The organism is Roseobacter weihaiensis (assembly GCF_020622345.1).
Taxonomy (GTDB): Bacteria; Pseudomonadota; Alphaproteobacteria; order Rhodobacterales; family Rhodobacteraceae; genus Roseobacter; species Roseobacter weihaiensis.
Genome location: NZ_JACNMO010000001.1, coordinates 1 through 25790, shown reverse-complemented (window position 1 = coordinate 25790; position 25790 = coordinate 1). Strand labels below are relative to the sequence as shown.

Annotated in this window: 29 protein-coding genes, 1 tRNA gene and 1 pseudogene; 14 read left to right on the top strand and 17 right to left on the bottom strand. The window is 59.0% G+C overall.

Annotated features, from left to right (window positions below; all coding sequences use genetic code 11):
• The first annotated feature begins 3 nt into the window (after positions 1 to 3).
• Positions 4 to 1017 carry a dihydropteroate synthase gene (gene folP / locus H7847_RS00155; RefSeq protein WP_227267362.1) on the top strand — a complete coding sequence of 338 codons (1014 nt, stop codon included), beginning with the start codon at positions 4 to 6 and terminating at the stop codon, positions 1015 to 1017.
• Positions 1010 to 2359 carry a phosphoglucosamine mutase gene (glmM, locus tag H7847_RS00150; protein WP_227267361.1) on the top strand — a complete coding sequence of 450 codons (1350 nt, stop codon included), beginning with the start codon at positions 1010 to 1012 and terminating at the stop codon, positions 2357 to 2359. Before folP ends, glmM begins: the two co-directional genes overlap by 8 nt.
• Here the strand turns inward: glmM and H7847_RS00145 are convergent.
• Both H7847_RS00145 and ilvC read right to left on the bottom strand, forming a co-directional pair.
• Positions 2356 to 3276 (bottom strand): DMT family transporter, encoded by a 921-nt coding sequence (locus tag H7847_RS00145; RefSeq protein WP_227267360.1) that lies wholly within the window; start codon positions 3274 to 3276, stop codon positions 2356 to 2358. The two genes, glmM and H7847_RS00145, sit on opposite strands and share 4 nt — an antisense overlap.
• Positions 3277 to 3345: 69 nt before the next feature.
• On the bottom strand, positions 3346 to 4368 hold the full coding sequence (gene ilvC, locus H7847_RS00140; protein WP_406675949.1) for a ketol-acid reductoisomerase: 1023 nt from the start codon (positions 4366 to 4368) through the stop codon (positions 3346 to 3348).
• Positions 4369 to 4503: 135 nt separating this feature from the next.
• Between ilvC and H7847_RS00135 the strand changes: the two genes are divergently transcribed.
• The 3 genes from H7847_RS00135 to H7847_RS00125 all read left to right on the top strand — a co-directional run bounded on the left by H7847_RS00135 (position 4504) and on the right by H7847_RS00125 (position 6621).
• Positions 4504 to 4959 carry an Lrp/AsnC family transcriptional regulator gene (locus H7847_RS00135; RefSeq protein ID WP_227267359.1) on the top strand — a complete coding sequence of 152 codons (456 nt, stop codon included), beginning with the start codon at positions 4504 to 4506 and terminating at the stop codon, positions 4957 to 4959.
• Entirely contained in the window at positions 4956 to 5411 is a 456-nt protein-coding gene (locus H7847_RS00130; RefSeq protein ID WP_227267358.1) for an Lrp/AsnC family transcriptional regulator, read from the top strand. The genes H7847_RS00135 and H7847_RS00130 overlap by 4 nt, the downstream gene beginning before the upstream one ends.
• A gap of 82 nt (positions 5412 to 5493) precedes the next feature.
• Positions 5494 to 6621, top strand: a complete 1128-nt coding sequence (locus H7847_RS00125) for an aminotransferase class V-fold PLP-dependent enzyme (RefSeq protein WP_227267357.1) — start codon at positions 5494 to 5496, stop codon at positions 6619 to 6621.
• On the opposite strand, the gene H7847_RS00120 is transcribed toward H7847_RS00125, so the two are convergent.
• The 3 genes from H7847_RS00120 to H7847_RS00110 form a co-directional block, all read right to left on the bottom strand.
• The gene (locus H7847_RS00120; RefSeq protein ID WP_227267356.1) at positions 6614 to 7813 is read right to left on the bottom strand and encodes a UbiH/UbiF family hydroxylase; all 1200 of its coding nucleotides are present in this window, start codon (positions 7811 to 7813) and stop codon (positions 6614 to 6616) included. The genes H7847_RS00125 and H7847_RS00120 overlap by 8 nt on opposite strands.
• Before the next feature lie 63 nt (positions 7814 to 7876).
• A complete protein-coding gene (locus H7847_RS00115) occupies positions 7877 to 8125 on the bottom strand; it encodes a hypothetical protein (protein WP_227267355.1) in 249 nt (82 codons plus the stop codon).
• An 83-nt stretch (positions 8126 to 8208) separates the two neighbouring features.
• A complete protein-coding gene (locus H7847_RS00110) occupies positions 8209 to 8853 on the bottom strand; it encodes a pyrimidine 5'-nucleotidase (protein WP_227267354.1) in 645 nt (214 codons plus the stop codon).
• A 108-nt stretch (positions 8854 to 8961) separates the two neighbouring features.
• Here H7847_RS00110 and H7847_RS00105 point away from each other — a divergent pair, with 108 nt between their 5' ends.
• On the top strand, positions 8962 to 9609 hold the full coding sequence (locus tag H7847_RS00105) for a GntR family transcriptional regulator (RefSeq protein WP_227267353.1): 648 nt from the start codon (positions 8962 to 8964) through the stop codon (positions 9607 to 9609).
• On the opposite strand, the gene H7847_RS00100 is transcribed toward H7847_RS00105, so the two are convergent.
• Together H7847_RS00100 and carA are read right to left on the bottom strand one after the other, a co-directional pair.
• Positions 9594 to 11669, bottom strand: a complete 2076-nt coding sequence (locus H7847_RS00100; protein WP_227267352.1) for a glycosyltransferase family 2 protein — start codon at positions 11667 to 11669, stop codon at positions 9594 to 9596. The two genes, H7847_RS00105 and H7847_RS00100, sit on opposite strands and share 16 nt — an antisense overlap.
• 101 nt (positions 11670 to 11770) lie before the next feature.
• Positions 11771 to 12931 carry a glutamine-hydrolyzing carbamoyl-phosphate synthase small subunit gene (gene carA, locus H7847_RS00095; protein ID WP_227267351.1) on the bottom strand — a complete coding sequence of 387 codons (1161 nt, stop codon included), beginning with the start codon at positions 12929 to 12931 and terminating at the stop codon, positions 11771 to 11773.
• A gap of 220 nt (positions 12932 to 13151) precedes the next feature.
• On the opposite strand from carA, the gene H7847_RS00090 reads away from it, so the two are divergent.
• Together H7847_RS00090 and H7847_RS00085 are read left to right on the top strand one after the other, a co-directional pair.
• A complete protein-coding gene (locus H7847_RS00090; protein WP_227267350.1) occupies positions 13152 to 13610 on the top strand; it encodes a GatB/YqeY domain-containing protein in 459 nt (152 codons plus the stop codon).
• A gap of 274 nt (positions 13611 to 13884) precedes the next feature.
• The gene (locus tag H7847_RS00085) at positions 13885 to 14583 is read left to right on the top strand and encodes a helix-turn-helix transcriptional regulator (RefSeq protein WP_227267349.1); all 699 of its coding nucleotides are present in this window, start codon (positions 13885 to 13887) and stop codon (positions 14581 to 14583) included.
• Between the two features lie 6 nt (positions 14584 to 14589).
• On the opposite strand, the gene H7847_RS00080 is transcribed toward H7847_RS00085, so the two are convergent.
• The 3 genes from H7847_RS00080 to ctaD all read right to left on the bottom strand — a co-directional run bounded on the left by H7847_RS00080 (position 14590) and on the right by ctaD (position 18150).
• Positions 14590 to 15072: a DUF2244 domain-containing protein gene (locus tag H7847_RS00080; protein ID WP_227267348.1), complete on the bottom strand. Its 483-nt coding sequence runs from the start codon at positions 15070 to 15072 to the stop codon at positions 14590 to 14592.
• A gap of 208 nt (positions 15073 to 15280) precedes the next feature.
• Positions 15281 to 16156: a delta-class carbonic anhydrase gene (locus H7847_RS00075; RefSeq protein WP_227267347.1), complete on the bottom strand. Its 876-nt coding sequence runs from the start codon at positions 16154 to 16156 to the stop codon at positions 15281 to 15283.
• 323 nt (positions 16157 to 16479) lie between these two features.
• Positions 16480 to 18150, bottom strand: coding sequence for a cytochrome c oxidase subunit I (ctaD, locus tag H7847_RS00070; protein ID WP_227267346.1), 1671 nt, complete (start codon positions 18148 to 18150; stop codon positions 16480 to 16482).
• Positions 18151 to 18432: 282 nt separating this feature from the next.
• Between ctaD and H7847_RS00065 the strand changes: the two genes are divergently transcribed.
• Together H7847_RS00065 and H7847_RS00060 are read left to right on the top strand one after the other, a co-directional pair.
• Positions 18433 to 19722 (top strand): sensor histidine kinase, encoded by a 1290-nt coding sequence (locus H7847_RS00065; protein WP_227267345.1) that lies wholly within the window; start codon positions 18433 to 18435, stop codon positions 19720 to 19722.
• On the top strand, positions 19719 to 20150 hold the full coding sequence (locus tag H7847_RS00060; protein ID WP_227267344.1) for a response regulator: 432 nt from the start codon (positions 19719 to 19721) through the stop codon (positions 20148 to 20150). Before H7847_RS00065 ends, H7847_RS00060 begins: the two co-directional genes overlap by 4 nt.
• Here the strand turns inward: H7847_RS00060 and lipB are convergent.
• Complete coding sequence (gene lipB, locus H7847_RS00055) at positions 20120 to 20824, bottom strand: lipoyl(octanoyl) transferase LipB (protein ID WP_227267742.1); 705 nt, start codon at positions 20822 to 20824, stop codon at positions 20120 to 20122. The genes H7847_RS00060 and lipB overlap by 31 nt on opposite strands.
• Positions 20825 to 20963: 139 nt before the next feature.
• Here lipB and H7847_RS00050 point away from each other — a divergent pair.
• Positions 20964 to 21049, top strand: a tRNA-Leu gene (locus tag H7847_RS00050).
• A gap of 223 nt (positions 21050 to 21272) precedes the next feature.
• On the top strand, positions 21273 to 21587 hold the full coding sequence (locus tag H7847_RS00045; RefSeq protein ID WP_227267343.1) for a hypothetical protein: 315 nt from the start codon (positions 21273 to 21275) through the stop codon (positions 21585 to 21587).
• Between the two features lie 6 nt (positions 21588 to 21593).
• On the opposite strand, the pseudogene H7847_RS00040 reads toward H7847_RS00045, so the two are convergent.
• The 4 genes and pseudogenes from H7847_RS00040 to H7847_RS00025 all read right to left on the bottom strand — a co-directional run.
• Positions 21594 to 22577 (bottom strand): annotated as a pseudogene (locus H7847_RS00040) (recombinase family protein); the annotation flags it as partial.
• Positions 22574 to 22870 (bottom strand): hypothetical protein, encoded by a 297-nt coding sequence (locus tag H7847_RS00035; RefSeq protein WP_227267342.1) that lies wholly within the window; start codon positions 22868 to 22870, stop codon positions 22574 to 22576. The gene H7847_RS00035 and the pseudogene H7847_RS00040, both read right to left, overlap by 4 nt.
• A gap of 228 nt (positions 22871 to 23098) precedes the next feature.
• Positions 23099 to 23395 (bottom strand): type II toxin-antitoxin system RelE/ParE family toxin, encoded by a 297-nt coding sequence (locus H7847_RS00030; RefSeq protein ID WP_227267341.1) that lies wholly within the window; start codon positions 23393 to 23395, stop codon positions 23099 to 23101.
• Positions 23392 to 23643, bottom strand: coding sequence for a type II toxin-antitoxin system ParD family antitoxin (locus H7847_RS00025; RefSeq protein WP_227267340.1), 252 nt, complete (start codon positions 23641 to 23643; stop codon positions 23392 to 23394). The genes H7847_RS00030 and H7847_RS00025 overlap by 4 nt, the downstream gene beginning before the upstream one ends.
• Before the next feature lie 64 nt (positions 23644 to 23707).
• Between H7847_RS00025 and H7847_RS00020 the strand changes: the two genes are divergently transcribed.
• Positions 23708 to 23917, top strand: a complete 210-nt coding sequence (locus tag H7847_RS00020; protein ID WP_227267339.1) for a hypothetical protein — start codon at positions 23708 to 23710, stop codon at positions 23915 to 23917.
• Positions 23918 to 24008: 91 nt separating this feature from the next.
• Here the strand turns inward: H7847_RS00020 and H7847_RS00015 are convergent, their stop codons facing one another.
• Together H7847_RS00015 and H7847_RS00010 are read right to left on the bottom strand one after the other, a co-directional pair.
• Complete coding sequence (locus H7847_RS00015) at positions 24009 to 24302, bottom strand: hypothetical protein (RefSeq protein WP_227267338.1); 294 nt, start codon at positions 24300 to 24302, stop codon at positions 24009 to 24011.
• Positions 24303 to 24317: 15 nt separating this feature from the next.
• Positions 24318 to 24824 carry a hypothetical protein gene (locus H7847_RS00010; protein ID WP_227267337.1) on the bottom strand — a complete coding sequence of 169 codons (507 nt, stop codon included), beginning with the start codon at positions 24822 to 24824 and terminating at the stop codon, positions 24318 to 24320.
• A 185-nt stretch (positions 24825 to 25009) separates the two neighbouring features.
• Here H7847_RS00010 and H7847_RS00005 point away from each other — a divergent pair, with 185 nt between their 5' ends.
• Positions 25010 to 25531: a recombinase family protein gene (locus H7847_RS00005; protein ID WP_227267336.1), complete on the top strand. Its 522-nt coding sequence runs from the start codon at positions 25010 to 25012 to the stop codon at positions 25529 to 25531.
• The last annotated feature ends 259 nt before the right edge of the window (positions 25532 to 25790 follow it).

Here is a 25790-nt window from a genome sequence, read left to right as displayed (position 1 = left end):
CCCATGACGCAGTATTTCCGCCCTCTTCCGCAATCCGGACCCGCACGGCCAGAGGGCGCGCAACCCCTCGCGGGGGGCTGGACATGGTTTAGCCATGTCGAAGTGTTGGAACGGGGCAGGCCACCGGCGGTTGTGCCGGTCTCGGACGTCCCCGCCGCCGCGATAGAGAGGCTGACCGTACCACGCCCGCCGATCACCGGTCTGACGTTTTCAAGGCCGCGGGTGATGGGTATTCTGAACGTGACGCCCGACAGCTTTTCTGATGGCGGCAAACACCGTTCGGTCGCGGCGGCACTGGCGGGGGCGCAGGTCATGGCGGCCGCTGATATCCTCGATATCGGCGGCGAGTCCACTCGGCCCGGTGCCCGTCTGATCCCCGAGGATGAGGAAACCCGGCGCACGGCGCCCGCGATCACGGCGATCCGCGCGGCAGGTATCACAACACCGATCTCCATCGATACCCGCAAGGCAACGGTGGCGCGGGCAGCGCTGGAGGCAGGGGCGCAGATCGTCAACGATGTCTCTGGCTTTAGCTTTGATCCCGCACTTGCGCCGCTCTGTGCAGGTCGTGCCGCGCCTGTCTGCGTTATGCATGCGCAAGGAGATCCGGCCACGATGCAGAAGGCCCCGACCTACGACGACGTGCTGCTGGACGTGTATGACTTTCTGGAAAGCCGGATTGCCAGCCTCATCGGCCTGGGACTGGCACGGGACCGGATCATCGTCGATCCCGGCATCGGCTTTGGCAAAACGCTTGAGCACAATCTGGCGCTGCTGGCCCGGATCTCGCTGTTTCACAGCCTCGGTGTGCCGGTACTGCTGGGGGCGTCGCGCAAACGGTTCATCGGCACCCTTGGTGGGGCGGAGCAGGCCGCCGCCCGGATGCCCGGGTCTCTGGCCGTGGCGCTCGCGGCCCTGAAACAAGGGACACAAATTGTGCGCGTGCATGACGTGCCCGAGACGCTTCAGGCCATTGCACTCTGGCAGTCGGTCGTGGCAGGACAGGTGGATGGATAAGCTTTTTGGAACCGACGGGGTGCGCGGCACTGCGAACCAGTACCCCATGACGGCCGACATGGCACTGCGCATCGGGGCTGCCGTGGGCCATTATTTTCGCCGCGACGGCTCTGCCGCGCACCGGGTGGTGATTGGCAAGGACACGCGTCTTTCGGGCTACATGTTTGAAAATGCCTTGACCGCGGGCCTGACCTCAACCGGTATGAACGTACTGCTGCTGGGGCCGGTGCCAACCCCGGCGGTGGGGCTGTTGACCCGGTCCATGCGTGCGGATCTGGGCGTCATGATCTCGGCCAGCCACAATCCGGCCGAGGACAACGGGATCAAGTTTTTTGGACCGGACGGGTTCAAGCTCTCCGATGAGGTCGAACAGGATATCGAAGCGCTGATCGCCGAAGGGATCGACCCTGCGCAGGCAGGCAATATCGGGCGTGCCAAACGCATCGACGATGGGCGGTTCCGCTATATCGAACGGCTCAAGACCTCCTTTCCGCGCCAGATGCGGCTGGAGGGGCTCAAGGTCGTGATCGATTGTGCCAACGGGGCTGCCTACCGGGTCGGACCCGAGGCATTGTGGGAGCTTGGCGCCACGGTCATCCCTGTCGGGGTCGCCCCCAATGGGACCAATATCAACCAAGGCTGCGGATCGACCCAACCGCAAACCGCTGCCGAAGCGGTGGTGGCCCATGGCGCGGACGTCGGCATTTGTCTGGACGGGGACGCAGACCGCGTGATCCTGATCGATGAGAAGGGCAAGGTCGGCGATGGGGATCAATTCATGGCCCTGATGGCAGAGCGTTGGGCCGCTGACGGTCTGCTGGCCAAGGATGCCCTGGTGGCCACCGTCATGTCGAACCTGGGGCTTGAGCATTTTCTGGCAGGCAAGGGGCTGCGGCTGGAACGCACCGCCGTCGGCGACCGCTACGTGGTTGAGCGGATGCGCAGTGGCGGGTTCAATCTGGGGGGCGAGCAATCGGGCCACATCGTCATGACGGATTATGCGACAACAGGCGACGGGCTCATGGCGGGCCTGCAATTTCTGGCCGCAATGATAAGCTCCGGCACCCCTGCGAGTAGCTTGCTGCATCGGTTCGAGCCTGTGCCGCAGGTGCTGAAAAACGTCCGCTTTGCGGCCGGCCAGACACCGCTTGACGCCCTCTCGGTCAAATCCGCCATCGAAGATGCTGAACGTATTCTGGCGGGTCGCGGACGGCTCCTGATCCGTAAATCCGGGACCGAACCCCTGGTGCGGGTCATGGCCGAGCATGAGGATGCCGCTCTGCTTGAACAGACGGTCGACAGCGTCGTCGAGGCGGTGGCGGATGCTGTCGCGCTGCCCTAGGACCGTCGAAACAGCCGGGTCAGTGCGCCGTATTGGCTGAGGCCGACCCCTGTGAGGATCAGGGCCATGGCCCAAAGCAATGAGGGTGGTAAGGGCTCCGCGAGGAACACGGCACCCAGAACCACCGACCAGACCGGCACCTGGTAGTTTACCAGGGTCATAAACACCGGCCCCGCCGTGCGCACCACCCGGACCCGCAGCAGGTTGGCGGCGGCAGTGGGCACCAGCCCCAGGAAAACAATGACCCAGAGCGTCTTGGTGCCCGGAAGCGGTGGTGGCCCTTCGACGATCAGGGCCGCAGGCAGGACGATGCAGGCGCCGATCAGCAACAGCACCGTCGCCAGACCGATCGTATCGACAGGGGGCAACCTGCGCATCAGCACCGAAGAGATGGCGTAGCAAGAGGCCGCCCCAAGGCAGGCAATCCGCCCCGGTGTCTCAAGCGCGGCCCCGCTGGAGGTAAAAGCCTGCCCGCCGATCAGGATGCAGACCCCGACGAACCCGATAACGAAGCCCACAGCCTTGCGCGGGGTCAGCCGCTCTCCCGGCACCAGAAAATGCGCGAGCGGCAGCACGATCAGCGCCACGGCAGCCATGGATACCCCGGCAAACCCGGATGTCACGAACTGCTGGCCCCACGCCAGCAGGATAAACGGAACAGCAGAGCTCAAGGCACCGATCACGATGGCGGCGCGCCAGATACGGGCCGGGGCCGGGGCGGCGAACAGAGCAAACCCGTTCGCCCCCCAGATCGCCGTCATCAACAGGGCCGCAAACCCGATCCGGCCTGCGGCCAGCCAAAAGGGGGTGATCCCCTCCAGGGCAATTTCGGTCACCATGAAAGTGCCCCCCCACGTCAGGCCCAGAACGGCGACCATGAGCCAGCTGGCGGCGGTAATCTGGGGGGCGGGTGTCATAAGGGCTTTCGTGAAAAGGTGCCTCCGGCGCAGGGGCCGGAGGGACGCGGTGGTATTAGGTGCAAGAGCTTAGTTCTTGGCTTTATCGACCATTTTGCCAGCAGAAATCCAGGGCATCATGCCGCGCAGGGTTTCGCCTGTCGCCTCGATCTGGTGTTCGTCGTTGATCCGACGTGTGCCTTTGAAGAAGGGCTGCCCAACGGCGTTTTCCTGCATGAAGTCGCGTACGAATTTGCCGGTCTGGATGTCGGTCAGGATGTCCTTCATCCGCGCCTTGGTCTCGTCATAGGGCAGGACACGGGGGCCGGAGACATATTCGCCGTATTCAGCCGTATTGGAGATCGAATAGTTCATGTTGGCGATGCCGCCCTCATAGATCAGATCCACGATCAGTTTCACCTCGTGCAGACACTCGAAATAGGCCATCTCGGGCGCGTAGCCCGCTTCGACCAGGGTCTCAAAGCCCATGCGGATCAGCTCGACCAGGCCACCGCACAGCACCGCTTGTTCGCCAAAGAGGTCGGTTTCGCATTCCTCGCGGAAGTTGGTTTCGATGATCCCGGAGCGACCACCGCCGATGGCAGAGCAATAGCTCAGCCCGATTTCAAGTGCGCGACCGGAGCTGTCCTTGTCGACCGCCACGAGGCAGGGGACGCCGCCGCCCTTGGTGTATTCGCCGCGCACCGTGTGACCCGGGCCCTTGGGGGCCATCATCACCACGTCGATGCCCTCTTTGGGCTCGATCAGACCAAAGTGCACGTTCAGCCCGTGGGCAAAGGCGATTGCAGCGCCTTCCCGGATGTTGTCATGCACATATTTCTTGTAGGTCTCGGCCTGCAATTCATCGGGCATGGTGAACATGATGAGATCAGCCCAGGCGGCGGCTTCCGCGATCCCCATGACTTTCAGACCTTCGCCTTCGGCCTTTGCCTGGCTGGCGGAGCCTTCGCGCAGGGCGACCACAAGGTTTTTGGCGCCACTGTCACGCAGGTTCAGCGCATGAGCGTGGCCCTGGCTGCCATAGCCGAGAATGGCGACTTTCATGTCTTTGATGAGGTTCACATCGCAATCGCGGTCGTAATATACGCGCATTTGATCGGTCCTTTGGTTGGTTTGAAACTGGCGACATACTACGTGTCCCCAAAAGGATGAGCATTGCGGAGGTTTCCGAATTCTGCGATATATTCGAATATATCATTCGTAGTATGCAGATTTTTTGGAAAAAAAATGCTTGACGATCTGGATCGCCGTATTCTGCGGCATTGGCAGGCTGACGCCAGCCTCAGCCCGGCAGAACTGGCGGAGCGGTGCGCGGTGGCACCCGGCAAGGTAGCCCGCCGGATTGCGCGCATGCAGGAAAACGGTGTCATCAAAGGTGTGGCAGCCGTGGTGGATTGGGCGGCTCTGGGATATGCGGTGGAGGTCGCGCTGCGGGTCACGCTCGACAAGACGGTGTCGCGGGCTTTCGACGATTTTATCGAAGCCGCGCGGGAGGTTCCCGAGGTGATTGAAATCCAGACCTTTCTGGGCCGCGTTGACGTGCGGTTGAACATCATTGCGCGGGATATGCCGCATTATCAGGACATCTACCGGGACCGTATCCTCACCCTGCCGCATATCGCCGACATCGAAGCCTTGATGCAGATTGCCCGGATCAAGGCGGATGAGGCGCTGCCGCTGTGACCGATCTGGATGATATTGACCGGGCCCTGGTCCGCGCGCTTGCGCGGGATGCGAGCCAAAGTGCAGGCGCGTTGGGACGCCGCCTTGGCCTGTCGCAGCCCGCGACCTGGCGGCGCATCCGCAAGCTCGAAGCAACCGGTGTGTTGCGCGGACGGCAACTGCGGCTCAACGCCGAAGCCCTGGGGTTTGGCGTGACGGTCTTTCTGGGGGTGAAGCTGGCCACCAAGGGCCGTGTCAGCCTGGAGGATTTCGAGCGCGCCGTCAGCGCCATCCCCGAGGTGCAACAGGTTGAACATGTATTGGGGCTCTATGATTACCGGCTGCGGGTGGTGGCGCGGGACTTGCCTGATTTTGAACGGGTGCTGCGGCGACGGATCATGACACTGCCGGGCGCCGGTGAGGTGGAGGCCAATGTCATGCTCAGCGAAGAACGGCGTCCCGGCCCGCTTTAGCGCGGCAAGCTGCGGCAACACAGGCTTTGCTCTGATCTCAAGGACAGGCTAAGGAACAGGTCAAGGAACGCAGGAGGACAAAATGGCTGCTTTGCTCGATAGTGTTGATCCCGAAGGTCTTGAGGAGTTTTCGGTTGTCTTTACCGACCGGTCGCTGAACTCCATGAGCATCGCCTTTCAGCAGGTCATGAACGATATCTCCTCCCTGCTGAAGGAGGTTTACAAGGCGGATGCCGTGGCCTTGATCCCCGGTGGCGGTACCTACGGGATGGAGGCCGTCGCGCGCCAGTTTGCCCGTGGAGCCGAGGTCCTCGTGGTGCGCAACGGCTGGTTTTCCTACCGCTGGAGCCAGATTTTCGAGACCGGTGGCCTGACCGCAAACACGACAGTGCTAAAGGCCCGCCAGACCGGCAATGCCAGCCCGTCGCCCTTCGCCCCCACACCGATCGAAGAGGTTGTCGACGCAATCAAAACCCAAAAACCCGATGTGGTTTTTGCCCCCCATGTCGAGACAAGCGCCGGGGTGATCCTGCCCGACGCCTATATTGCGGCGATGGCGGAAGCCGCGCACGCGGTTGGCGGGTTGATGGTACTGGACTGCATCGCCTCGGGCTGCGCCTGGGTGGATATGCGCAAGCTGGGCATTGATGTGCTGATTTCAGCGCCGCAGAAAGGCTGGTCCGCCTCTCCCTGCGCGGGCCTGGTGATGATGTCGGCGCGGGCGGAGACGCGACTGGCTGATACCCGGTCCGACAGTTTTGCGATTGATCTCGGCAAGTGGCACAGCATCATGAAAGCTTATGAGAACGGGGGCCATGCCTATCACGCGACCATGCCCACGGATGCGCTGCGGGCCTTCCGGGACACGATGCTGGAGACAGAGGAATACGGCTTCGACCGCCTGAAAGAGGCCCAGTGGGAGCTTGGTGACCGGGTCCGGACGCTGCTGGCCGAGAAGGGCGTTGTCTCTGTTGCCGCCGAAGGCTATGGCGCGCCGGGCGTTGTTGTGAGCTATACGGCAGACCCCGATATCCAGAATGGCAAGAAATTCATGGCCCATGGCATGCAGATTGCCGCAGGTGTGCCGCTGCAATGCGATGAGCCTGCGGATTTCCGAACCTTTCGTCTTGGTCTTTTCGGGCTCGACAAGCTTTATGACGTGAACGGCACCGTGGCGCGTCTGGGCCGGGTGCTCAACAAGGTTATCTGACGCCTAGCCCCATCTGCATCAGCGTGCGCCGCACCGGGCCCAGTGAATAGAGCGCGTTCAGCCCCAGCGCGCGGGCATCCCGCAAAGCCGGGGTGCTGACCTGACTGGCGCGGTTCAGCAGGTCAATGCCCTGCACCCGCAGGGACACATCGTTGTAGCGCGCCTTGTGGTAGGCGTCGAGCATCTGGCGGTCGCCCAGACCTTCGGGTCGCTCCTGTGCCAGCTCAAGCAGCTTGGCGGTATCGGCCAGGCTCATGTTGAGCCCCTGCGCGCCGATGGGGGGCACGACATGAGCCGCCTCGGCGATCAGCGCCAACCGCTCCCCGGACAGGCGGTCCGCCTTCTGGCTGATGATCGGCCAGATGGATCGGTGTGAGGCAAGCGTCAGGGGGCCAAAGAGGTGGCAGCTGCGCACCGACATTTCCGCCTCGAATTCTTCTACCTCCAGAGACAGTCGCGCCTGGGAGAGCGGGCCATCATCCATCCACACGATGGCAGAGCAGGGCAGGCCGTCCCGGTCGGGCAGGGGCACCAGGGTGAACGGCCCGCCTGTGCGGTGAATCTCGGTAGAGACGTTTTCATGCGGGATCGGATGGGTGACGGCAAAGGCCAGCGCTTTCTGCCCGTAGCGCTTGGTGCTGACCTCGATCCCTGCAGCCTGCCGCATGGGGGAATTGCGCCCATCCGCCGCCACAACCAGACGCGTGCGGACCCGGCTGCCGTCGGTCAGGCCGACCCGGGCTTCGCGCTCGCGGGTAAAGAGCGTGGTTGTTCCGGTGCCGGAGCGAAAATCCACATTGGCCAACTCGTCCAGCCGGGCGACCATCTCGCGCCGCAAAAGCCAGTTCGGCAAGTTCCACCCAAAAGGCAGATCGGAGATATCGGAGGCGTTGAATTCCTTGGTCAGCCGCGCCTCGGGATCAGATCCGCCTGCATCCACAATGCGCATGATCTGCAACGGTGAGGCATGTGGCTCCAATCGCGCCCAAAGCCCGGCGGCGTTCAGAACATCGCGGGCAGGCTGCAGCATGGCGGTGGTGCGCATATCTGCCCTGGCGTCTTCTTGATCGGTCACCGGGGCCGCGGGGTCGACGCAGATCACGTCAAACCCGGCGGTACCAAAGGCCGCCGCAGCCGTGAGGCCGGCAATCCCGCCACCGGAAATCAGCACATCAGATGTTTGATCGGCCATAGTCGCCTCCGTTCGGGGTCAGGCACAGCCTAGGGCGTGCAGGCTCAAAAGGCCATGGGACCATTAGCCTCGGGTGATCAGAAGCAGCAGCACAAAGATCACAGGCACCAACATCACCGCGGGGAGATACAACCCCGGCAGACCGAACACGAGCGCCGAGGACAGCCAAAGGCTGACAAATCCGATAAGGGCGAACCAGACATTGTTCTTATCACCGAACAACAGATCTTTTGCGATCCAGCCAACGACCGGAACAGCAAAGAAAAGGCGTTGCCAAAACGGCATTGGTGTTGGTGTGGCGGCAAGGGTCATCCGGTATCTCCTGAATACGATTAGGTTCTCAGATAAGGCACCCGGAACGGGACGGGATGAGCCCGATTGTCGCATCTGGAAGGTTAAATAATTCTTGCCAGAAAACCGCTCAGGTCGTCGGTGTGAAAGTGAATGTGATCGCCCCGGCCGGGTGTCTCTGCCACATGCACCGTGCGCATGCCCATGGCGTGTGGCACATGCAGATTGCGCGGGTCGTCTTCGAACATCGCGGCCTCGGCCGGCTCCAGCCCATCGGCGCGAAAGACCTGTTCAAATGCCGCCCGGTCCGGCTTGGGCATGAAGTTGGCATGCTCCACCCCGTAGACTGCGTCAAAGACGCCTGCCAGCCCGCGGGCGTTCAGCACACGTTCGGCGTAGGGGGCGCAGCCATTCGTATAGACGATCCGTCGCCCCGGCAGATCACGTAATTGCGCCGCAAGCTCGGGATCAGGATCGAGGCGGTCCAGCGGGATGTCGTGCACATCGCTCAGATAGGGGGCGGGGTCGACGTCATGCTCTCGCATGAGACCGGCAAGGGTCGTCCCGTGTTCGGTCCAGTACTGCGCGCGCAGCCTGTCGGCCTCGGCATGGTCAACGTTCAGCGCGTCCATGACAAAGGCTGTCATCCGGACTTCGATCAGGTCAAAGAGGCGCGCAGAGGGCGGATAAAGCGTATGATCGAGGTCAAAGACCCATTGGCGGACATGTGAAAAAGCGGCTTTGACCATGCCTTTGTCCTAGGCGCGAGGGGCGCTCAATGCAAGCCCTCGGGCTTGCGCCCGCACCCCCGGCGTCGTTAAGGTGTTGTATTGAATGTCACAAGGCAGATCCGCGCCATGCAAAAACCCCAGCACACCGACGCCTACAGCATGATCCTGGATGCTATCGATCTGGGGCTCTACCGGCCGGGGGACCGATTGGTCGAAAGCGAGCTGGCAGAGCGCTTTGGCGTTTCCCGCACCCCGATCCGTGAGGCGCTACAGCGGCTGGAGACACAGTCCTTGCTGGCACGCGACGGGCGCAGCCTGATTGTCGCCTCCCTTGATCACAACCAGATGGCCGAGCTCTATGTGGTGCGCCGTGAACTGGAAGGCCTGGCCGCGCAACTGGCGGCACAGCATGCCACGCCGGAAGAGGTCCGCATCCTGCGGGAGATGGTCGAGGCGGATAATGCGCTTGTGGATGACCCCGTGGCGCTGGCGCGGGCGAACCGGCGGTTTCACAAGCAGATCCATCTTGCCTCGCATAACCGCTATCTGGTGCAGCAGCTCGATCTTGTGCACCGGACCATGGCGTTGATGGCCACGACATCTCTGGCCGCTCAAGGTCGGGGGGCGATTGCCCAGTCCGAGCATGAAGGCATCGTGCGGGCGATCGAAGAGAAGAACGAGAAGGCGGCCCATGCGGCGTTGCGCGAACATATCTCGGTGGCTTTCATGACCCGGCTCAAGCAGGATGCACAGCGCCGTCAGGAAGAGGTCTGACGGCTCGCTGTTTCAGCGGACCCGGGGGCCAGGTCGGTGAGCGCGCTGACGCCGTGCTGGGTCTTGTCCCAGAAAAAGGGCGCCTGGACGATTTCCCACAGGGCCTTGTAGGCGGCAAAGGTTCCAAGCGTGAAGTAAAGTCCCATCGTCGGCAAAAAGGGAATGAGATGCCGACGTGGCTTATCCGCGGTTGCGACCAGCCCTGCGGTCATGGTCAGGAGTTCTGAAAAGACAAATAATGCAATCATTGCCGTAACCACCCCTGAGGTCAGAGTGGTCGAGACCGGATGGTCAAACCCAGCCAGTATCAGCCAGAAGGACCAGAGCACCGGCGCCAGCGCAAACTGCGTGACTGTCGCGAAAAACAGGGTTTGTACGCCCATAAAGCGCGCGGGCCCAAGATCGCGCCAAAGTCGGCGCACATCACGCATATGAACGAAGTAAGTGATCAGAAAACCCTTGAGCCAGCGCGAGCGTTGTCGCACCCAGGGCCAGCTGCGGCTGGTTGCTTCCTCATGGGTCACGGTCGGCAGAAGCTCTGTGACATAGCCGTGACGAGCCAGCCGCAGGCCGAGGTCTGCATCCTCGGTTACGTTATGGGCGTCCCAGCCCCCCAACGCCTCCAGCGCGCGCCGCCGGAAAAACAGGGTCGTCCCACCCAGCGGCACGACGAGACCCAGGTTGGCGATTCCCGGCAACAAGACCCGCCACCACGTTGCATATTCGATTGAAAAACAGCGTGTGAGCCAGTTCGTGCGCGAGTTGTAGTAGTCCAGCACACCCTGAATGCACGCTGTTTTGGCCGGTGCTGCCTGGAAGCGGGTCACGACCCGTTCGATCTGGTCCGCTTCGGGCCAATCCTCGGCGTCCCAAACACCGATGATTGAGCCGCGGCAAAAATCCAAAGCGTAGTTGAGCGCGCGTGGTTTTGTGGTAAGATCGCCTCCCTCCGGCACCTCGATAACACGCATCCAGTCCGGCAGGCTGGTCCGGGCGATGGTTTCGCGCGTGAGCGTATCGCTGGCCTCAAGCACGAGCACGACCTCCAGCAGTGACTTCGGGTAGGTCAAGCGCGATAGCCGGTCAATCAACTGACCCGCAATCTCGCGTTCGTGTAGCAATGGTACAAGAACCGACACGCGCGGCAACCGAAACCGATCACCGCTGTTTATCGTTGGCAGTCCCGCACCGCCAAAGGCCCGTGCCGCCCCAGCGATGCGCAGCGCCGCGTCCGCACGGCTTTGGGGTAGCAAGACAAGCTCTTGCACGGATTTTGCGGGCTTGGAAGACGGCCAAAGCCTGCTGAACGTGCGCGCCAGCTCAGCCGGTGCGAGCCGTTGTTTCGCCGACGCGGGCATCACATGCACGACCAGCGCAGCAAGTTTCAGAACGGTCGTCATCAAGAGGGTCACCGTCGCCAGCAGCGCAAGCATGGTGATCAATAAGGCAGGTGCGCTCAGTCCGAACAGCACACATCCGAGCACCACCGCAGTACACCAGCGAGATCGAACTGTTGCCAGGCCTGCCCAGTCCCGGCAGCTTTCCGCGGCAGGTACGCGCCGGGCTGCCTTGCATACCAGTTCTGCACCGTGAAGCCGACCGACATGGCTTTGAATCTGGGCCTCATCAACAATGACAGGAAAGAGCGGTTTTTCCATTGGCCCAAGTTCTGCGCACAGGGCGGTAAACTCCGCCGGGCTGCTCGTCGCGATATAGAGTGCGCGGGCGTCTTCGCGCCAGGGCACAACGCCGTAGCGCAGACATAAAGCGGCAGGCAACCGTGCGGCCATCTCGGGCAGCGGGGGATCAAGCGCAAGGTCGGCCCCTTCCGCGCGGGCTTGCGTCGCAAGCGCGCTGAGCACGTCTTGCTTTTCGACCAGCCCTTCGGAAATCATGATGTCGCCGAGAGGCGCGTCAATCCGGGTTTGCAGATTGAGCGCATGCTGCAAATCTCTTGGTGCAATTTTTCCGATGTCGACAAGCAATCGCCCGATCGGCGGGTGAGAGACGGGGGGGCCCAATGTCTCCCGATCTGCCAAACCCAGGTGAAGGTCGTTCATCTTCGATTGCCTTGCGTGACTAGCGGACAGGGCAATCTCACAGATCAGGGTTAATGAACTGTTAAATCTGAATTATTCAACCCACACGGGAGGCCGGGCTGTCAGGCGGCACGCTCCGCCATGGCCTTCGCGAACCGTTCAAACAGGTAGTAGCTGTCCTGTGGTCCGGGGCTTGCCTCGGGGTGGTGCTGGACAGACCAAACCGGTCGGCCATCGACACGTATGCCGCAGTTTGATCCGTCAAAGAGCGAGGTATGGGTCTCCAACACACCAGCGGGCAGCGTCTGCGCATCTACAGCAAAGCCGTGGTTCATCGATGTGATCTCGACCTTGCCCGTGTCATGATCCTTGACCGGATGGTTGGCCCCGTGATGGCCGTGGTTCATCTTGATTGTCTGCGCGCCCAGAGCAAGCGCGAGCATCTGGTGCCCGAGGCAGATACCGAACACCGGCAGGGTTGTCTTGTCCAGGACATCGCGGATCATCGGCACCGCATAGGTGCCCGTTGCCGCAGGATCGCCCGGACCATTGGACAGAAAGACGCCATCAGGGTCATGCGCCATGACCTCGTCAAAGGTGGCGGTCGCGGGCAGCACGGTGACATCGCACCCCGCACTTGCCAGACAGCGCAGAATGTTCCGCTTGGCCCCGTAATCCACGGCGACGACCTTGTATCTCGGATCATTCTGCGGGATGTACCCGTCAGGCCAGGCCCACCGCATCTCATTCCAGCGGTAAGACTGTGCGCAGGTCACTTTCCGGGCCAGATCAAGCCCCTCCAGCCCGCTGAACGCGCGCGCGGCAGTCACCAGCGCCTCGACATCGAAAACGCCGTCGGGGTTATGCGAAAGTGCCACATGCGGGGCACCGGATTGGCGGATCGCTCGTGTCAGACGCCGGGTGTCCACACCGCCCATGGCAATGCGCTCGCGCGCGGCCAGCCAGGCGCTCAGACCCTCAAGCGCCCGCCAGTTTGACGGCTCTGTCGGCATCCACTTGACGACCATGCCGGCGGCCACCGGATCGGCGGTCTCGTCATCCTCGGGGTTGACGCCTACATTGCCGATATGCGGAAAGGTAAAAGTAACGACCTGCCCGGCATAGGAGGGATCGGTCATGATCTCCTGATAGCCCGTCATGGCGGTGTTAAAGCACAGTTCGGCCACGGTCTGCCCTGTGGCCCCGAACCCCATGCCGTAGAACAGCGTCCCATCCGCAAGAGCCAGACAAGCGGTGGGGCGGTCGGGCGCAGGGACGGTCATGACGCGGTCCTTTCAGAGGTTGAGAGCAGGCAAAATCTGGCGATACCTAGACGGGTGCCCGGAGCGGGTCAAGGCCCCCCCACGCGATATGTGGGGTCGGCGTGGCGCGGGGGCGGGTGTTGCGGGTTCTGCGGGGATTGGATAAGGTCCAAGGCTTATGACAGGCCTTTCGGTCCTGTCGGAACCGGCCCTCGAAGGGCCCAGCAAGAGGATGTGAGCATTGGATTTGCGCACCAGAGTCTCCACGGCGTTGAAACAGGCCATGAAGGACAAGGCGGCGGACAGGCTGTCGACGCTGCGTCTGATCAATGCGGCCATCAAGGACAAGGACATTGCCGCGCGCGCCGACGGCAACGAGGACGGGGTGGGCGATGATGACGTTCTGGCGATTCTTGGCAAGATGGCCAAGCAGCGGATGGAAAGCGCACGCGCCTATGAAGAGGGCGGCAGGCTTGATCTGGCCGAACGCGAGCGCGAAGAAGTCACGGTCATCGAAGAGTTCCTGCCGGAGCAGCTCACCGAAGCGGAAACCATTGCTGCGGTGGAGGCTGCCATCACCCAGATCGGTGCGGACAGCATCCGCGACATGGGCAAGGTGATGGGCGTGCTGAAAGGCCAATACACCGGACAGATGGATTTCGGCAAAGTCGGCCCGATGGTCAAGGACCGGCTCAGCTAGTCCCGCAGCGCTATGCGGCGTGACAGCAACCGTGATTTCAGGTGGCGCAGAAGCCTTGGAGCGGAGGGGCGCTTGCGCCCTTTGCAGGCTGTGTATTTTTTGATCTCCGGGGTCTCATGGCCAGACCAGCGCCCCAGACCAAGCCGCAACATTGTATAGTCGTCATATGAATACATGGTAGAACCTCACTTTTCGCCACTTTGGCAAAAGCCTGCTGACAGCACGCTGTCAGTGGCGGGTGCTAGGGTGTCAGCAGAGAAAAAGGTGACCAAGAATGCCCCGTTCCGACCGATTGTTCGAGATTATCCAGATTTTGCGCGCAGCCCCGTCACCAATGACGGCAGAGGCGCTTGCCGCCCGGCTGGAGGTGTCCAAGCGCACCGTCTACAGGGATATCGCCACGCTGCAGGCGCGGCAAACTCCGATCGAAGGCGAAGCGGGGATTGGGTATGTTATGCGCTCAGGCTACGATCTGCCGCCCCTGAATTTCGATGACGAAGAGATCGAGGCCTTGAGGGTTGGATTGGCACTGCTGACCCGCACCGGGGACAGCGGACTGCAGTCAGCCGCCTTGCGCATTCATCGCAAGGTGGATGCCCTGCACGGGCCTGCGGACTGGTTGCAGGTGTCGCCCTGGGGTGCGCCGCTGGACGATCCTGAAAAGGGGTGTGTCTCGCGCTCGGTTCTGCGCGAAGCGATCAGGCGCGCGACCAAGCTTCGGCTGACCTATCGGAATGCCGACGGTGAGGACACCGACCGCATCATCCGCCCGATCGCACTTGTCTATCATCTGGAATGCGTTCTGCTGGCGGCATGGTGTGAGTTGCGGGGCGGTTTCAGACATTTTCGAACCGACCGTATCTATGCCTGCGCGGTTCTGGAGGCATCCTTTGCAGAGCAGACCGACACCCTGCGCGCACTCTGGAATGAAGAAAACAGATGGGACGGCGCCGACATCTCTGCGGCTGGATAGACCGCCTTACCGGCGCCAGGCACGCTGAAGCTCGTCGTAAAGCGCCACGCGTTCCTCTTCGCTCAGAAAAGCGCCAATCTCGACCTCTCGTCCCATGCCTTGCAGCGTCACGTAGTGCGGGATCGGGCCGTCCTTTTCGTATTTCTTGATCGTTGTCCAATAGCGGTTGCAATCCCATTCCTTGACCGCACCGGAGGGCTCGGTCCGCACCAGCTGCGCGGCTTCGGTGTCCAAGGTCAGGACTTCGACGATCCGGCGCGCATGATGATTGCGTTGCAGCGCGTGATACATCCCCCACACCGCCAGCAAGGCAAAGGGCAGCAACCCCCAGAGCACGGGCGAGCCCAGAAGCGTCACGACGGGGATCAGGATCATCGCAAAGGTTGCCAGGATGAAGGCCGCCATGCCACGTGCGGGCAAGGATTGATGGGGCCAGAGGCGCAGGGTTTGCGGCACTTCCCCGGGTTCTGATGTCCATTGATAGGGCATGGCTGGCATCTGAGTTGCGTTGATACTTCTTATAGCGCGTCCCGGCGGAGCGGAGCAATGCGGCATCCGGTGCGGCGGGCTTTTTGGCCACAATATGAGCAGGGGCGCCGTTTTAAGGGGCAAGGGGCACTGTCCATGGCACAACAGCCCGCCGCACATTGCGGCAGGGCTTAAACGGCCAAAGATGTGGCCGCACCTGTCGGTGTGCTTAACCCCCGATGGCGGTGATTTCGGAGAGCAGGTCGGGGTTTATCACTAGGTTGCGTACGCCATGGGCTTGGGTTTCGTCAAAGATGTTGTCCTGCAACCACCTGTCGACCGAGCTGATGGATACTTTTGCGACCTCGGGGCGGACGCTCCAGGTGACCTTCAAAGGAGATCCTGCCTCGTTAAAGCTGGGACCCGTTGTGGAGCCTGCGTAAATCACAGGCGTCCCGGTGTCTTGCGGGATCGCGGTGGCCTGATGCAGGCCATCGACGAGGCTATGCCGGGTCAGCGTCCCGAAATCCAGAGCGCTGTCGTCATTGACCAGTACATAGACCTGCGCTTCGACCCGAAGCTGCGGGTTCATGACTGCTTCGCTCAGGCAGGACCCAAGGGTCGGGCCCGGGGTGACCTGTGCGGTTGTATAGACGTAATGCACCTCGATGGTGTCGCCCGGTTGCAGATTACCTTGCGCGGTTGCGCCCGCGGGGCGTTCATATGGGGCGCGTTCAGCCTCTGTCAGCTCTCCATCGTATTTAAAGCCAGTGCCATACCCCAGACCGTCGCCATTGCCTGCAAAGGTGGTGAATTGCCCACCCTTGTGTTCTGCGTTCTTGTGAAAATGGATGTTGCACAGGTTCATTTCGGTATGGGCGGGGGCGGTTGCAAAGGCCCGCTCGTTGTTGCCTGCCAGAACATCGATGTCGCGGGGGGACTGTGGGCCAAATCCAGCGCCCGATGTGGCCTCGGCAAGGGCTGCCCGCTGCGCGGCGACAACGTCGTCGGAGACCGTTGCCTGATCTGCAGACCCGGCCAGGGTCGGTGTACTTGACAAGAGCAGGCAGGCACCTGTCGCGAGTGCCAGAGAAGACTTTGACATAGATGGATCCTCAAAAATGGAAAGCGGACCGGTGCAGTGATTTACACCGGATGTTCAGTCCCTTGAATTTAAGGGTAATCTAAACGTCTTTAAAGGAAATACCGTCTCGTTTGACGCAGGATATGCGTCTGAAACAGACAGCTGGATCGCGCACGCCTCGGCCGGCTCGTCACCGGCTTGTCTTGCGGTCCGGATCTGTGCGGAGTGCCCAAAGAACCTCTGGAGTGGGCGGTTCTGCTGACAGGGGACAAGGATCAGAAGGGACAGAAGGAAAAAAAGGCCCCGGTCAGTCCGGGGCCCTTTTTTGATTTTCGTCTCACACGTCAATGTGCGTGTTTGTTATCCCAGTCTTCCTGTTTTGGAAGCTGCTCGAACGTGTGTTCGGGCGGTGGGGAGGGCAGGGTCCATTCCAGCGTATCCGCATATTCGTTCCACGGGTTGGCCTCTGCGGACTTCCTGCCATAGCGCAGGGAGTAGGCGATCACGCCAAAGAAGAAGAGGAACGAGGCAAAGGACAGGAATGCGCCCAGGCTCGACCACCAGTTCCAGTAGGCAAAAGCCTCCGGGTAGTCGATGTAGCGGCGCGGCATGCCCTGACGGCCCAGGAAGTGCTGGGGGAAGAAGGTCAGATTGGAGCCGATGAACATCGCCCAGAAGTGCAGCTTGCCGGCCCATTCCGGGTACATCTTGCCAGTCATCTTGGGGAAGTAGAAGTAGATCCCCGCAAAGATGGCAAAGACGGCACCAAGAGACATCACGTAGTGGAAATGCGCCACGACGTAGTAGGTATCGTGGTAGTAGCGGTCCACGGCAGCCTGTGACAGAACGATGCCGGTCACGCCGCCCACGGTGAAGAGGAAGAGGAAGCCAAAGGCCCAGAGCATGGGCGTTTTGAACTCCACAGATCCGCCCCACATGGTGGCGATCCAGCTAAAGACCTTCACGCCGGTGGGCACGGCGATCACCATGGTCGCGAGCATGAAGTACGCCTGCTGGTTGAGGCTCATGCCAACGGTGTACATGTGGTGCGCCCAGACCACAAAGCCAAGAGCGCCGATTGCGATAATCGCCCAGACCATCGGCAGGTAGCCGAAGACCGGTTTGCGCGAGAAAGTCGCGATAACATGGGAGATAATGCCGAAACCGGGCAGGATGATGATATAAACCTCCGGGTGGCCAAAGAACCACAGGATGTGCTGGTAGAGCACAGGGTCCCCGCCGCCTGCAGGATCAAAAAAGGTAAAGCCGAAGTTCCGGTCCATCAGCAGCATGGTGATCGCGCCCGCCAGAACCGGGAGGGACAAGAGGATCAGCCAGCTTGTCACAAAGATCGACCAGGAGAACAGCGGTACCTTGAAGAGCGTCATGCCCGGCGCGCGCATGTTCAGGAAGGTGGTGATCATGTTGATCGCACCTAGGATCGACGACGCTCCCGAGACGTGCACGGCAAAGATCGCAAGGTCCATCGAATAGCCACCTTCATTGGTGGAAAGCGGCGGATAGAGGACCCAGCCGACCCCGGACCCGGCCTGGTCGTTGCCACCGGGTGCCAGCACCGAACAGATCGCCAGCGCGGTCCCCGCAACATACATCCAGAAGCTCAGGTTGTTCATCCGCGGAAACGCCATATCCGGCGCACCGATCTGCAAAGGCATGAAATAGTTGCCAAATCCGCCGAAAAGGGCGGGAATAACAACAAAGAACATCATTAGAATACCGTGACCGGTGATCAGTACATTCCAAAGGTGTCCGTTCGGTGTGCAGAGGGCGTCGCTCGCCATGAGCCGTGCGCCTTCCATGCACATGTATTGAACGCCGGGCTCCATCAGCTCAAGGCGCATGTAGACCGTGAATGCGACTGATACAAAACCGACAAGCGCCGATGTAATCAGGTAAAGAATACCAATATCTTTGTGGTTTGTGGACATGAACCACCGGGTAAAGAACCCGCGTTCGTCCTTGTGATCGTGGCCGTGGATGGCTGCGTCTGCCATGCGGTGCCTCCTGAATGTTTGTGTTTACGCAGCAGCGTTCCCGAACTGATGCGCAGATTCCTTCCTTTTCTAGAGGCTGTTGACGCGCGGGGCAATGACACTAATGACGCAGCCCTCACAATTATTTCATGTCATGCCCTATGTTTTCGATTATCACGCAGATTGGTGGCTAAATCCTTAAAATGCACGGGGCATTTTTTGCAACGCCGGGGACGGGCGCGGTCATTTTAACGGGCACTTAACCTGCGTTGTTCATACTGTTTTCCGAGGATTGTTCTGAGCATGGGAGCTTCCTTTGACAAGGTAAGGATCGAAATGGTGCCGGTTGAGGTTCCCATACAGGCAGAGACCTACGCTCCCGTCGATGTGGAGAGCTTGGAGTTTCTAAGCAAGATGGCGGCACTGGTGCCGGGCATCATCTACGTTTTCAATCATCAAACCATGAGCAACGAATACGCCAACCGGTCAATTGCCGAGCTGCTTGGTTACGGTCCCGATGAAATCAAGGCAATGGGTGACGAATTGCTGCCGACAATCGTGCACCCGGACGACTTTGATCGGCTGGCCAATCATGTGGCGGCCCTACAGATGCTTGCCACCGGTGACCAAGCGGTGTTGGAGTATCGCGCCGTAAGGCGGGACGGGCGCGAGGTCTGGCTGCGCTCCATCGAAACTGTCTTTAGCCGCGCGGCGGACGGTGGCGTCTTGCGCCACATCGGCATTGCCTTGGACATTACAGCAGAGAAAACTTCTGAAATCCGCCTGCGCAAACTCAATACCGAACTTGAGGCGCGTGTTCTCCAGCGCACGCGGGAACTGGAAACCCTGAACAACGAGCTGGAGGCGCGGGTAGAGGCTCGGACGAAAGAGTTACGAGATGCCAACAAAGAGTTGGAGCAACTGGGCTACATCGCGACGCATGACCTGAAAGTACCGATCAATAATATGTCGAGCCTCACCCATATGCTGAGCGAGGGGCACGACCCCTTGCCGCCTGAGCATGAGGAAACGCTTCGGTGGATGCGTGATGTCTGTCGTCAGGCCTCCGAAAAGCTGGAGGCGCTGGTCTGTGTCGCACAGGCGAATTCTTTTCCGGTCGAACCGTTTCGACCCGTTGATCTGGCGGCTGTCATGGAACGCGTTCTCACCAATCTGCACTATCAGATCGCGGAGGCCCGGGCGGTTATCAAAACTGAGTTTTCTCAGGAGCACGTACATTTTTTGCCGCTGGAGGTGGAGAGTATTCTGCAAGCGGTTTTGTCAAATGCCATCAAGTACCGCTGTCCCGACAGGCGCTTGCGTATCTTGGTATGCGCGGATGGTGACAGCGACATGACGTATTTGACCGTCGCCGACAACGGCACCGGACTTGATCTTGCCCAGGACGAGGAGAAGGTCTTTGCGCTGTTTCAGCGCGCTCACGTGACGCCGGAAGGGGCGGGCGTTGCACTTTATACAATTCGACGGATTATGAGCCGGATCGGAGGCTCGATCAGTGTGGAAAGCGAAGCAGGCAGCGGTGCGACGTTTACCCTGCGGTTTCCGCAGGCCGGTCTGCAGGCGGGACAATGACAGCACCCGCCCTGAATAGAATACTGCTGGTCGACGACGACAAGGTCACCAACCTGATGCACAAGCGCCAGATTACCCGTCGCGGATTGGCGCGCTGTGTGGATGTTGCAACCGATGGACGCGCCGCCTTGGACTACTTCCGAGAGAGGGAACGCGAGGGCGAAGAACAACCCGAACTCGTTCTGCTCGATATCAACATGCCCCGGATGAATGGTTTTGAATTTCTGGCCGAATATGCCCATCTGCCGGAAAAGATGCATCAGCACCAGAGGGTTGTGATGGTGTCGACTTCAACATTCCGCAAAGATAAAGCTATTGCAGACCAGAACCCCCATGTTGCAGCCTATGAGACAAAACCATTGAGCGACACGGACCTGGAACGGATCGTTCGCAATACTCATAGGGGCGTGAGTTGCGGGTCGGAATAATCTTTCCAGGCGGTATCGACGGGGGTGTCGCCAAAGATCGGTGTAAATGTTTTCCGCAAGGCGCTGTCAAGATCTGGCATTGCTACCGGTAGCCCCAAGTCCACAAGGCTGGTGACCCCGTGATCGGCAATGCCGCAGGGCACAATTCCCGAAAAATGCTGCAAATCCGGACCCACGTTGATGGACAACCCGTGAAAGCTGACCCACTTTCGCAGCCGAATACCGATCGCGGCTATTTTGTCTTCGGCGACCACACCTGACGGTGATCGAGGCTTTTCCGGGCGTGGGACCCAGACGCCAACACGACCGTCCCGGATTTCCCCATCAACATTAAATTCCGCAAGCGTCGCGATGACCCAGGCCTCCAGCTGCTTTACGAATTGCCGCACATCCCGCCCGCGTTTGCCGACATCAAGCAGCGTGTAGGCCACCCGCTGACCCGGACCATGGTAGGTATACTGCCCTCCCCGCCGGGTCTGGTAGACCGGAAATTGTTGGGCGTCGATCAGATCATCAGATTTGGCACTGGTCCCGGCGGTGTAGAGCGCCGGGTGCTCGAGCAACCAGATACATTCATCGGCCTGCTGTTCCGCGATTGCTTGCGCCCGCCGCTCCATCCAGCTTTCGGCGAGCCGGTAGTCCGTAAGCCCGGGAGTTATGATCCATTCCACCATTGCAGAGCCATACCGCAGGGAGGCAGTGGAGCAAAGCCCCATCCGTTTTTTTGAGGCCGACGCAGAGCTCTGCCGAAATGTAAAATACCTCTTCACAAGCGGGCTTTGGCAGGCTAAAGACCGCTCACCATTCAAGTGTGCGGATGTGGCGGAATGGTAGACGCGCAGCGTTGAGGTCGCTGTGGGGTAAAACCCGTGGAAGTTCGAGTCTTCTCATCCGCACCATTTCACATTTCGATGTGATGTTCTCCAAAAACCTAAATACTATAGAGGTTTGTGGAGTTCGAAAGCCCTCTTTCCGGTCGTATGCCAATGGTGCGACGAAGACCGTTTTGAGCACTGTTTTCTTCACCATTAGGTTGCCTTTCTCGTAGATATTCCAAGGACTTGACAGGAATGTCGTCAAAAGTTCGAAAATTCCCTCCAAGGTCAGGCGCGGTTTGGTGTTTTGGCCCATTTTTTCCGTCAGGATGAGCTTCTCGTCTTCCAGCTTGGCGATCTTGGTTTCAAAGGCGGCGATGGCCTTTGCGGTCGAGGTTTCGACCAATCGTTCCAGCAGGGCATCCTGTTGTTTGTCCAGTTTCGCGATGTCGCGCTTAAACGTCTGCTTGGCGGTGCTCGCCTGATCCAGCCGTTGATCCCATGCGGCCTTGAGCATAGCTTTGACGATGGAGAGCAGGCCTTTCGTGGGTATCATGCCTTTCAGGATGTCTTCGAAGGCGGCGTCAACTTTCTCGGCGCGGATGTTTTTGCGATACTCTGAGCAATCGCGGGTCTGGCACCAAAAGTAAGGATAGCGTTTGCCCGTGGCACTCTTGGACCAACAGGAGGTCATTGGTTGGTCGCAGCAGGCGCAGGTGATCGCGCCACGCAACGGGAAGTCTTCATTCAGGTCCTTGCGCATCGGCGCAACCGCCTTAGAAGTTTTGCGGTCCTGAATCTTGGTGAAGGTTTCTAGCGAGATGAGGGGAGTGTGGTGACCTTTGCGCCGGGAAATGCCCCATGGTCCGTGTTCGATGTAACCCGCATAGAGAACGCGCCCCAGCATATCGCTGACGCGCTGTTGTCTGATCTGGCTACCCGGCAGGTCCTTGGGATAATCCGGCTGCGCTTCAAGAAAGCGTTTCACTTCGGCTTGTGAGGTGAACCGACCCGAGGCGAAGCCTTCCATCGCTTCTTTTACGATGGAGGCAATCGGTTCATCCGGTGTGAGCAGTTTCCCATGCGGGCCGGTCTTTTTGTATTTATAGCCTACGGGGGCCGCGAAGACGGAATAGCCGTTCATCATCCGGCCTTTCATCCGGTTGGATGTTTGCTCCGCGTTCTTTTCCCGCTGGTGCTGCGCCACCGAGGCCAGCATGTGTTCGACAAGACGAGAGTCGCTGTCTTCGCCAAACTCAATCGACGGGCTTTCCAAGATGCCGCCTGCATCCGCCAAGGTCTCCCGCAGCTTGATATGAGCCTGCACATTGCGGGCAAATCGGCTGATGTCATCAATGATGACAACAACATTCTTCTTCTTATTGAGACGCAGAAAGGCCAGCATACGGTCCATGGCAGGACGGCGTTCAAACTTGCCCGACATATCGTCGCTGAAGACTTCAACCACATCATAGTCTTTGTAAGTGGCATATTCCCGGCAGCGATTTTCCTGTGAGGCCAGACCATCACCTTCGCGCACCTGTTTGGCACCGGAGACGCGGGTGTAGATGACCGCCTTGCTTGGTGAGTCGTGGTGTATTGCTGCTGTCATGCGTCCTCCTCATGGTTGTGGGGCATACCCAAGTGTTCGTTCATCAAATCTACAACATCCGTTAGTGTCTCATCATCCAGAAGCTCATCTTCTCCACAGATTTGACCAACGGGGTTCACATCAAAGCCAAGATCGACAAACATCACGACAATTGACCACAGGGTTTCGATTAGCTCCTTTTGCTGCGCCATGGTCATATCGCTTTCTTCTAACAGGGCGGCATAGACTTCCCAGTCGATGCTGAGACTGGGACGTGTGTTTGAGGAGTCAAAATGAGGCTGCGGACGGGGCATGGCCGTGGTTTCCTTTCTTCAAATGTTTGGTGATGGGTTCGTTCCGCTATGGTCTGTCCATAGGATGGAGTGAGAACAAATATAGAACATAAAACCACATCATCTTGCATCACGCAAGAAAAATTATCCAATTATCCTATGCGCTTAGATGTGACCATACCGTGGCAAGCCAGAGGTAGTCTCAGGTGTAATGAGGGTGTAATCGGGTGATTGAAGCAGCTAAACCCGTTATCCGATGGGGTTCTCAGGCCAGTTCTCACGGCTGTGACGCACCCGCAAAATGCGCACCATACGATTGTCGTCAACAAGGTAGATGATGACATGTGCATGCACCGGGTGGATGCGCACGGGCGGGCTGATCTCGTCCCGCAAGCGCGCCATCTCGGGGTTGTCCCCGATCAAACCAATCGTTTGATCAATTTTGTCCTGATACGCCTCGGCTTGCACGACACCGAAGTCAGCAACGCCATCAATGTAGATTTGGATCAGATCGGCTTCTGCCTTTGAGGAGAGCCGATAGTTCATTCCGAGGCAGCAAGTCCTGCCTGTTGTCGGGCAATTGCGCGGATTTCAGAGAGGGATTTGTCGCTGTCTTCACTTGTCATGGCTTCATCCACCAAGCGTTGCATCGCGGCTATTTTGGAGGCGCGATCCTGATCGTGACGAATGAGGTCACGCATATATTCGCTAGCGTTGTCGTAACGCCCGGACTTCATCTGTTGCTCCACCCAATCCCGCATTGGGCTGGGGAGGGAAATATTCATACTGGCCATATCTGGTCCTCCTATGGATAGTATGTCACAAAATGACAAATATTGCCATAGGAAGATAATCCTGATGTCGTTCGATCCCAAGAGCAAGGAGCATAAAGCCAGCCTCTACAAAGCGTTAGTTGCGGCGGCGGAACTGGCAAATGAACCGTTCGATCAGTTTTTACAGACGCCGTTCGATCCGCCTTGGAATTTGGCCGTCAATTATCGGCGCAACCTGCAAAGGGGCGAATACTCAGCTATCCGGGCCAAACCGAAATCGCGGGCGACACTCTGATTTACCGTGCCGCGTGATTGTGAGCAATCTTGCGACGAAGGTAGAGTGCCAAGACAGCCGGAAAGCTGGGGGTCTTGGCGTTCCGATTTTCCTAAAGCTTTGCTTTATCGTCGCTGGGTTGCTGCGTTGGTTTCGTATCTGATGCCTGATCAATGAGCGCAGATTCCACAACAAAGCGGTAATCACCGATGTTGACCTCCAACGCAGCAAGCAACCCGTCAACGGCGGGCGTTTCGATGGTCATCGCGCCCGTACACATTTCTGAAAAGGGCAGTTTTGGATTGAGCGGCGTATATGAACGTCCGTTTTGAATGAACTCTATGGTGTTGCTGCACCGAGATAACTCAAGGCTCGCCGTTGAATCTAAGCCTTTCGCTTTGGCCAATGCAGAAAATCCATACTACTCCCATTTGTCTACATTAATCAGTGATCGTATTTCATCATCCGTGCCGAGCAGGACAACGTCATTCGCATCGTACTTGTAAAACAGAGTGTGACCGCCTGCTTGGGTCGGTAGTCCATATTTTGCGAGTAACTGTTGACGTGTATCGAACGCCGAGGGGCGATTCCCAGCTTTGAACTTCGCTTCGCGTTTTAGCGAGAAGAGGCGATTGCCTGAAAAGTGACCCGTAAAATAGAACCAGAGCTTTTCGCCGTCCGCGATGACTTGGATTGAGTAGATGAATTCTTGTCTTGAGTTTTGACGGCGGGTGTTGGTGATGCGCGGCCTAGAATTTGGGAACTCGGATTGAATTTGCTCCAACACTTGGTCGGAGGTCATGCCAATGGAAAACCCTCGCGTTTCGGCATCAATCGTAGGTGTCGGCAGATCTTGTGCCAAGACCGAGCTGGCAAAGGAAATCGCCGCGCAAAGACTAGCTGCGGTTTTATTCAGGATGAAGTTCATGGATGCGCCCTTTCAACTGGTGAGCGATACGAATCCACAGGCACTCCATTGGGAAAAGGGTCCCTTTTGATAGACGTACCACACTCACCCCATCGGAGTCCGCGACGGTTGTTTTTCCACAACTTTTTGAGCAGAGTTCGACCTATAGAAACAAGCCTATCCGCGACTTCCAAAGGGACCCCTCTATGGAAGAGGAAAACGGCTATGATTGCTGCTTGTTTAGGAGAAAAATCTGCGCACACTTTGGATATGAATACAGGCGCATCAAAAGAAAAAAAATTGGGTATGTTCGTGTCTCTGACGCCGATCAATCGGAGGCTTTGCGGATCGATGCGTTGAAAGCCGAGGGGTGCGTGGCGATCTACCGCGATCATGGCGTTTCAGGTACCAACACCGCGCGTCCTGCCTTAGATCAGATGATGGGGAAGCTCAAAGCTGGCGATACATTAACGGTTTGGAAACTGGATAGATTGGGGCGGTCTACCATCCACCTTTTGCAAATTTTGAACGATTTGCGCGACAGGAATGTCCACTTTCACGCAATCACCCAAGGTATTGACACTTCGACGGCGGTAGGAAGGATGATCTTCGGTCAGCTGGCCGTTTTTGCAGAATATGAACGCAGCCTCATATCTGAACGAACTAAGGCTGGTATGGCAGCAGCAAGAGCTAGGGGCGTTCATGTTGGAAGGCCAGCGAAGATTTGACTCAAACATCTTCTTCACTAGCGCTAACGCGGACAGGATCATACTTGTGCTTGAGAAACCCTACCAAAGTTGCTGTTGCGCCTTCGCTTGCAAAAGTTCTAAACACATCGTCTGACTTCACATGACAGAGATTGACGTGCTCCCCTGAAAAGTCCTCGATTTAGGGTTAGTCTGTTCTCCAACTGAGGAGACAGATGATGAAGAGAAGCCTTCAGTGAGTTGGAATGGGACCGTGGCCCCAGTGGGGCCGCGTAAGCCC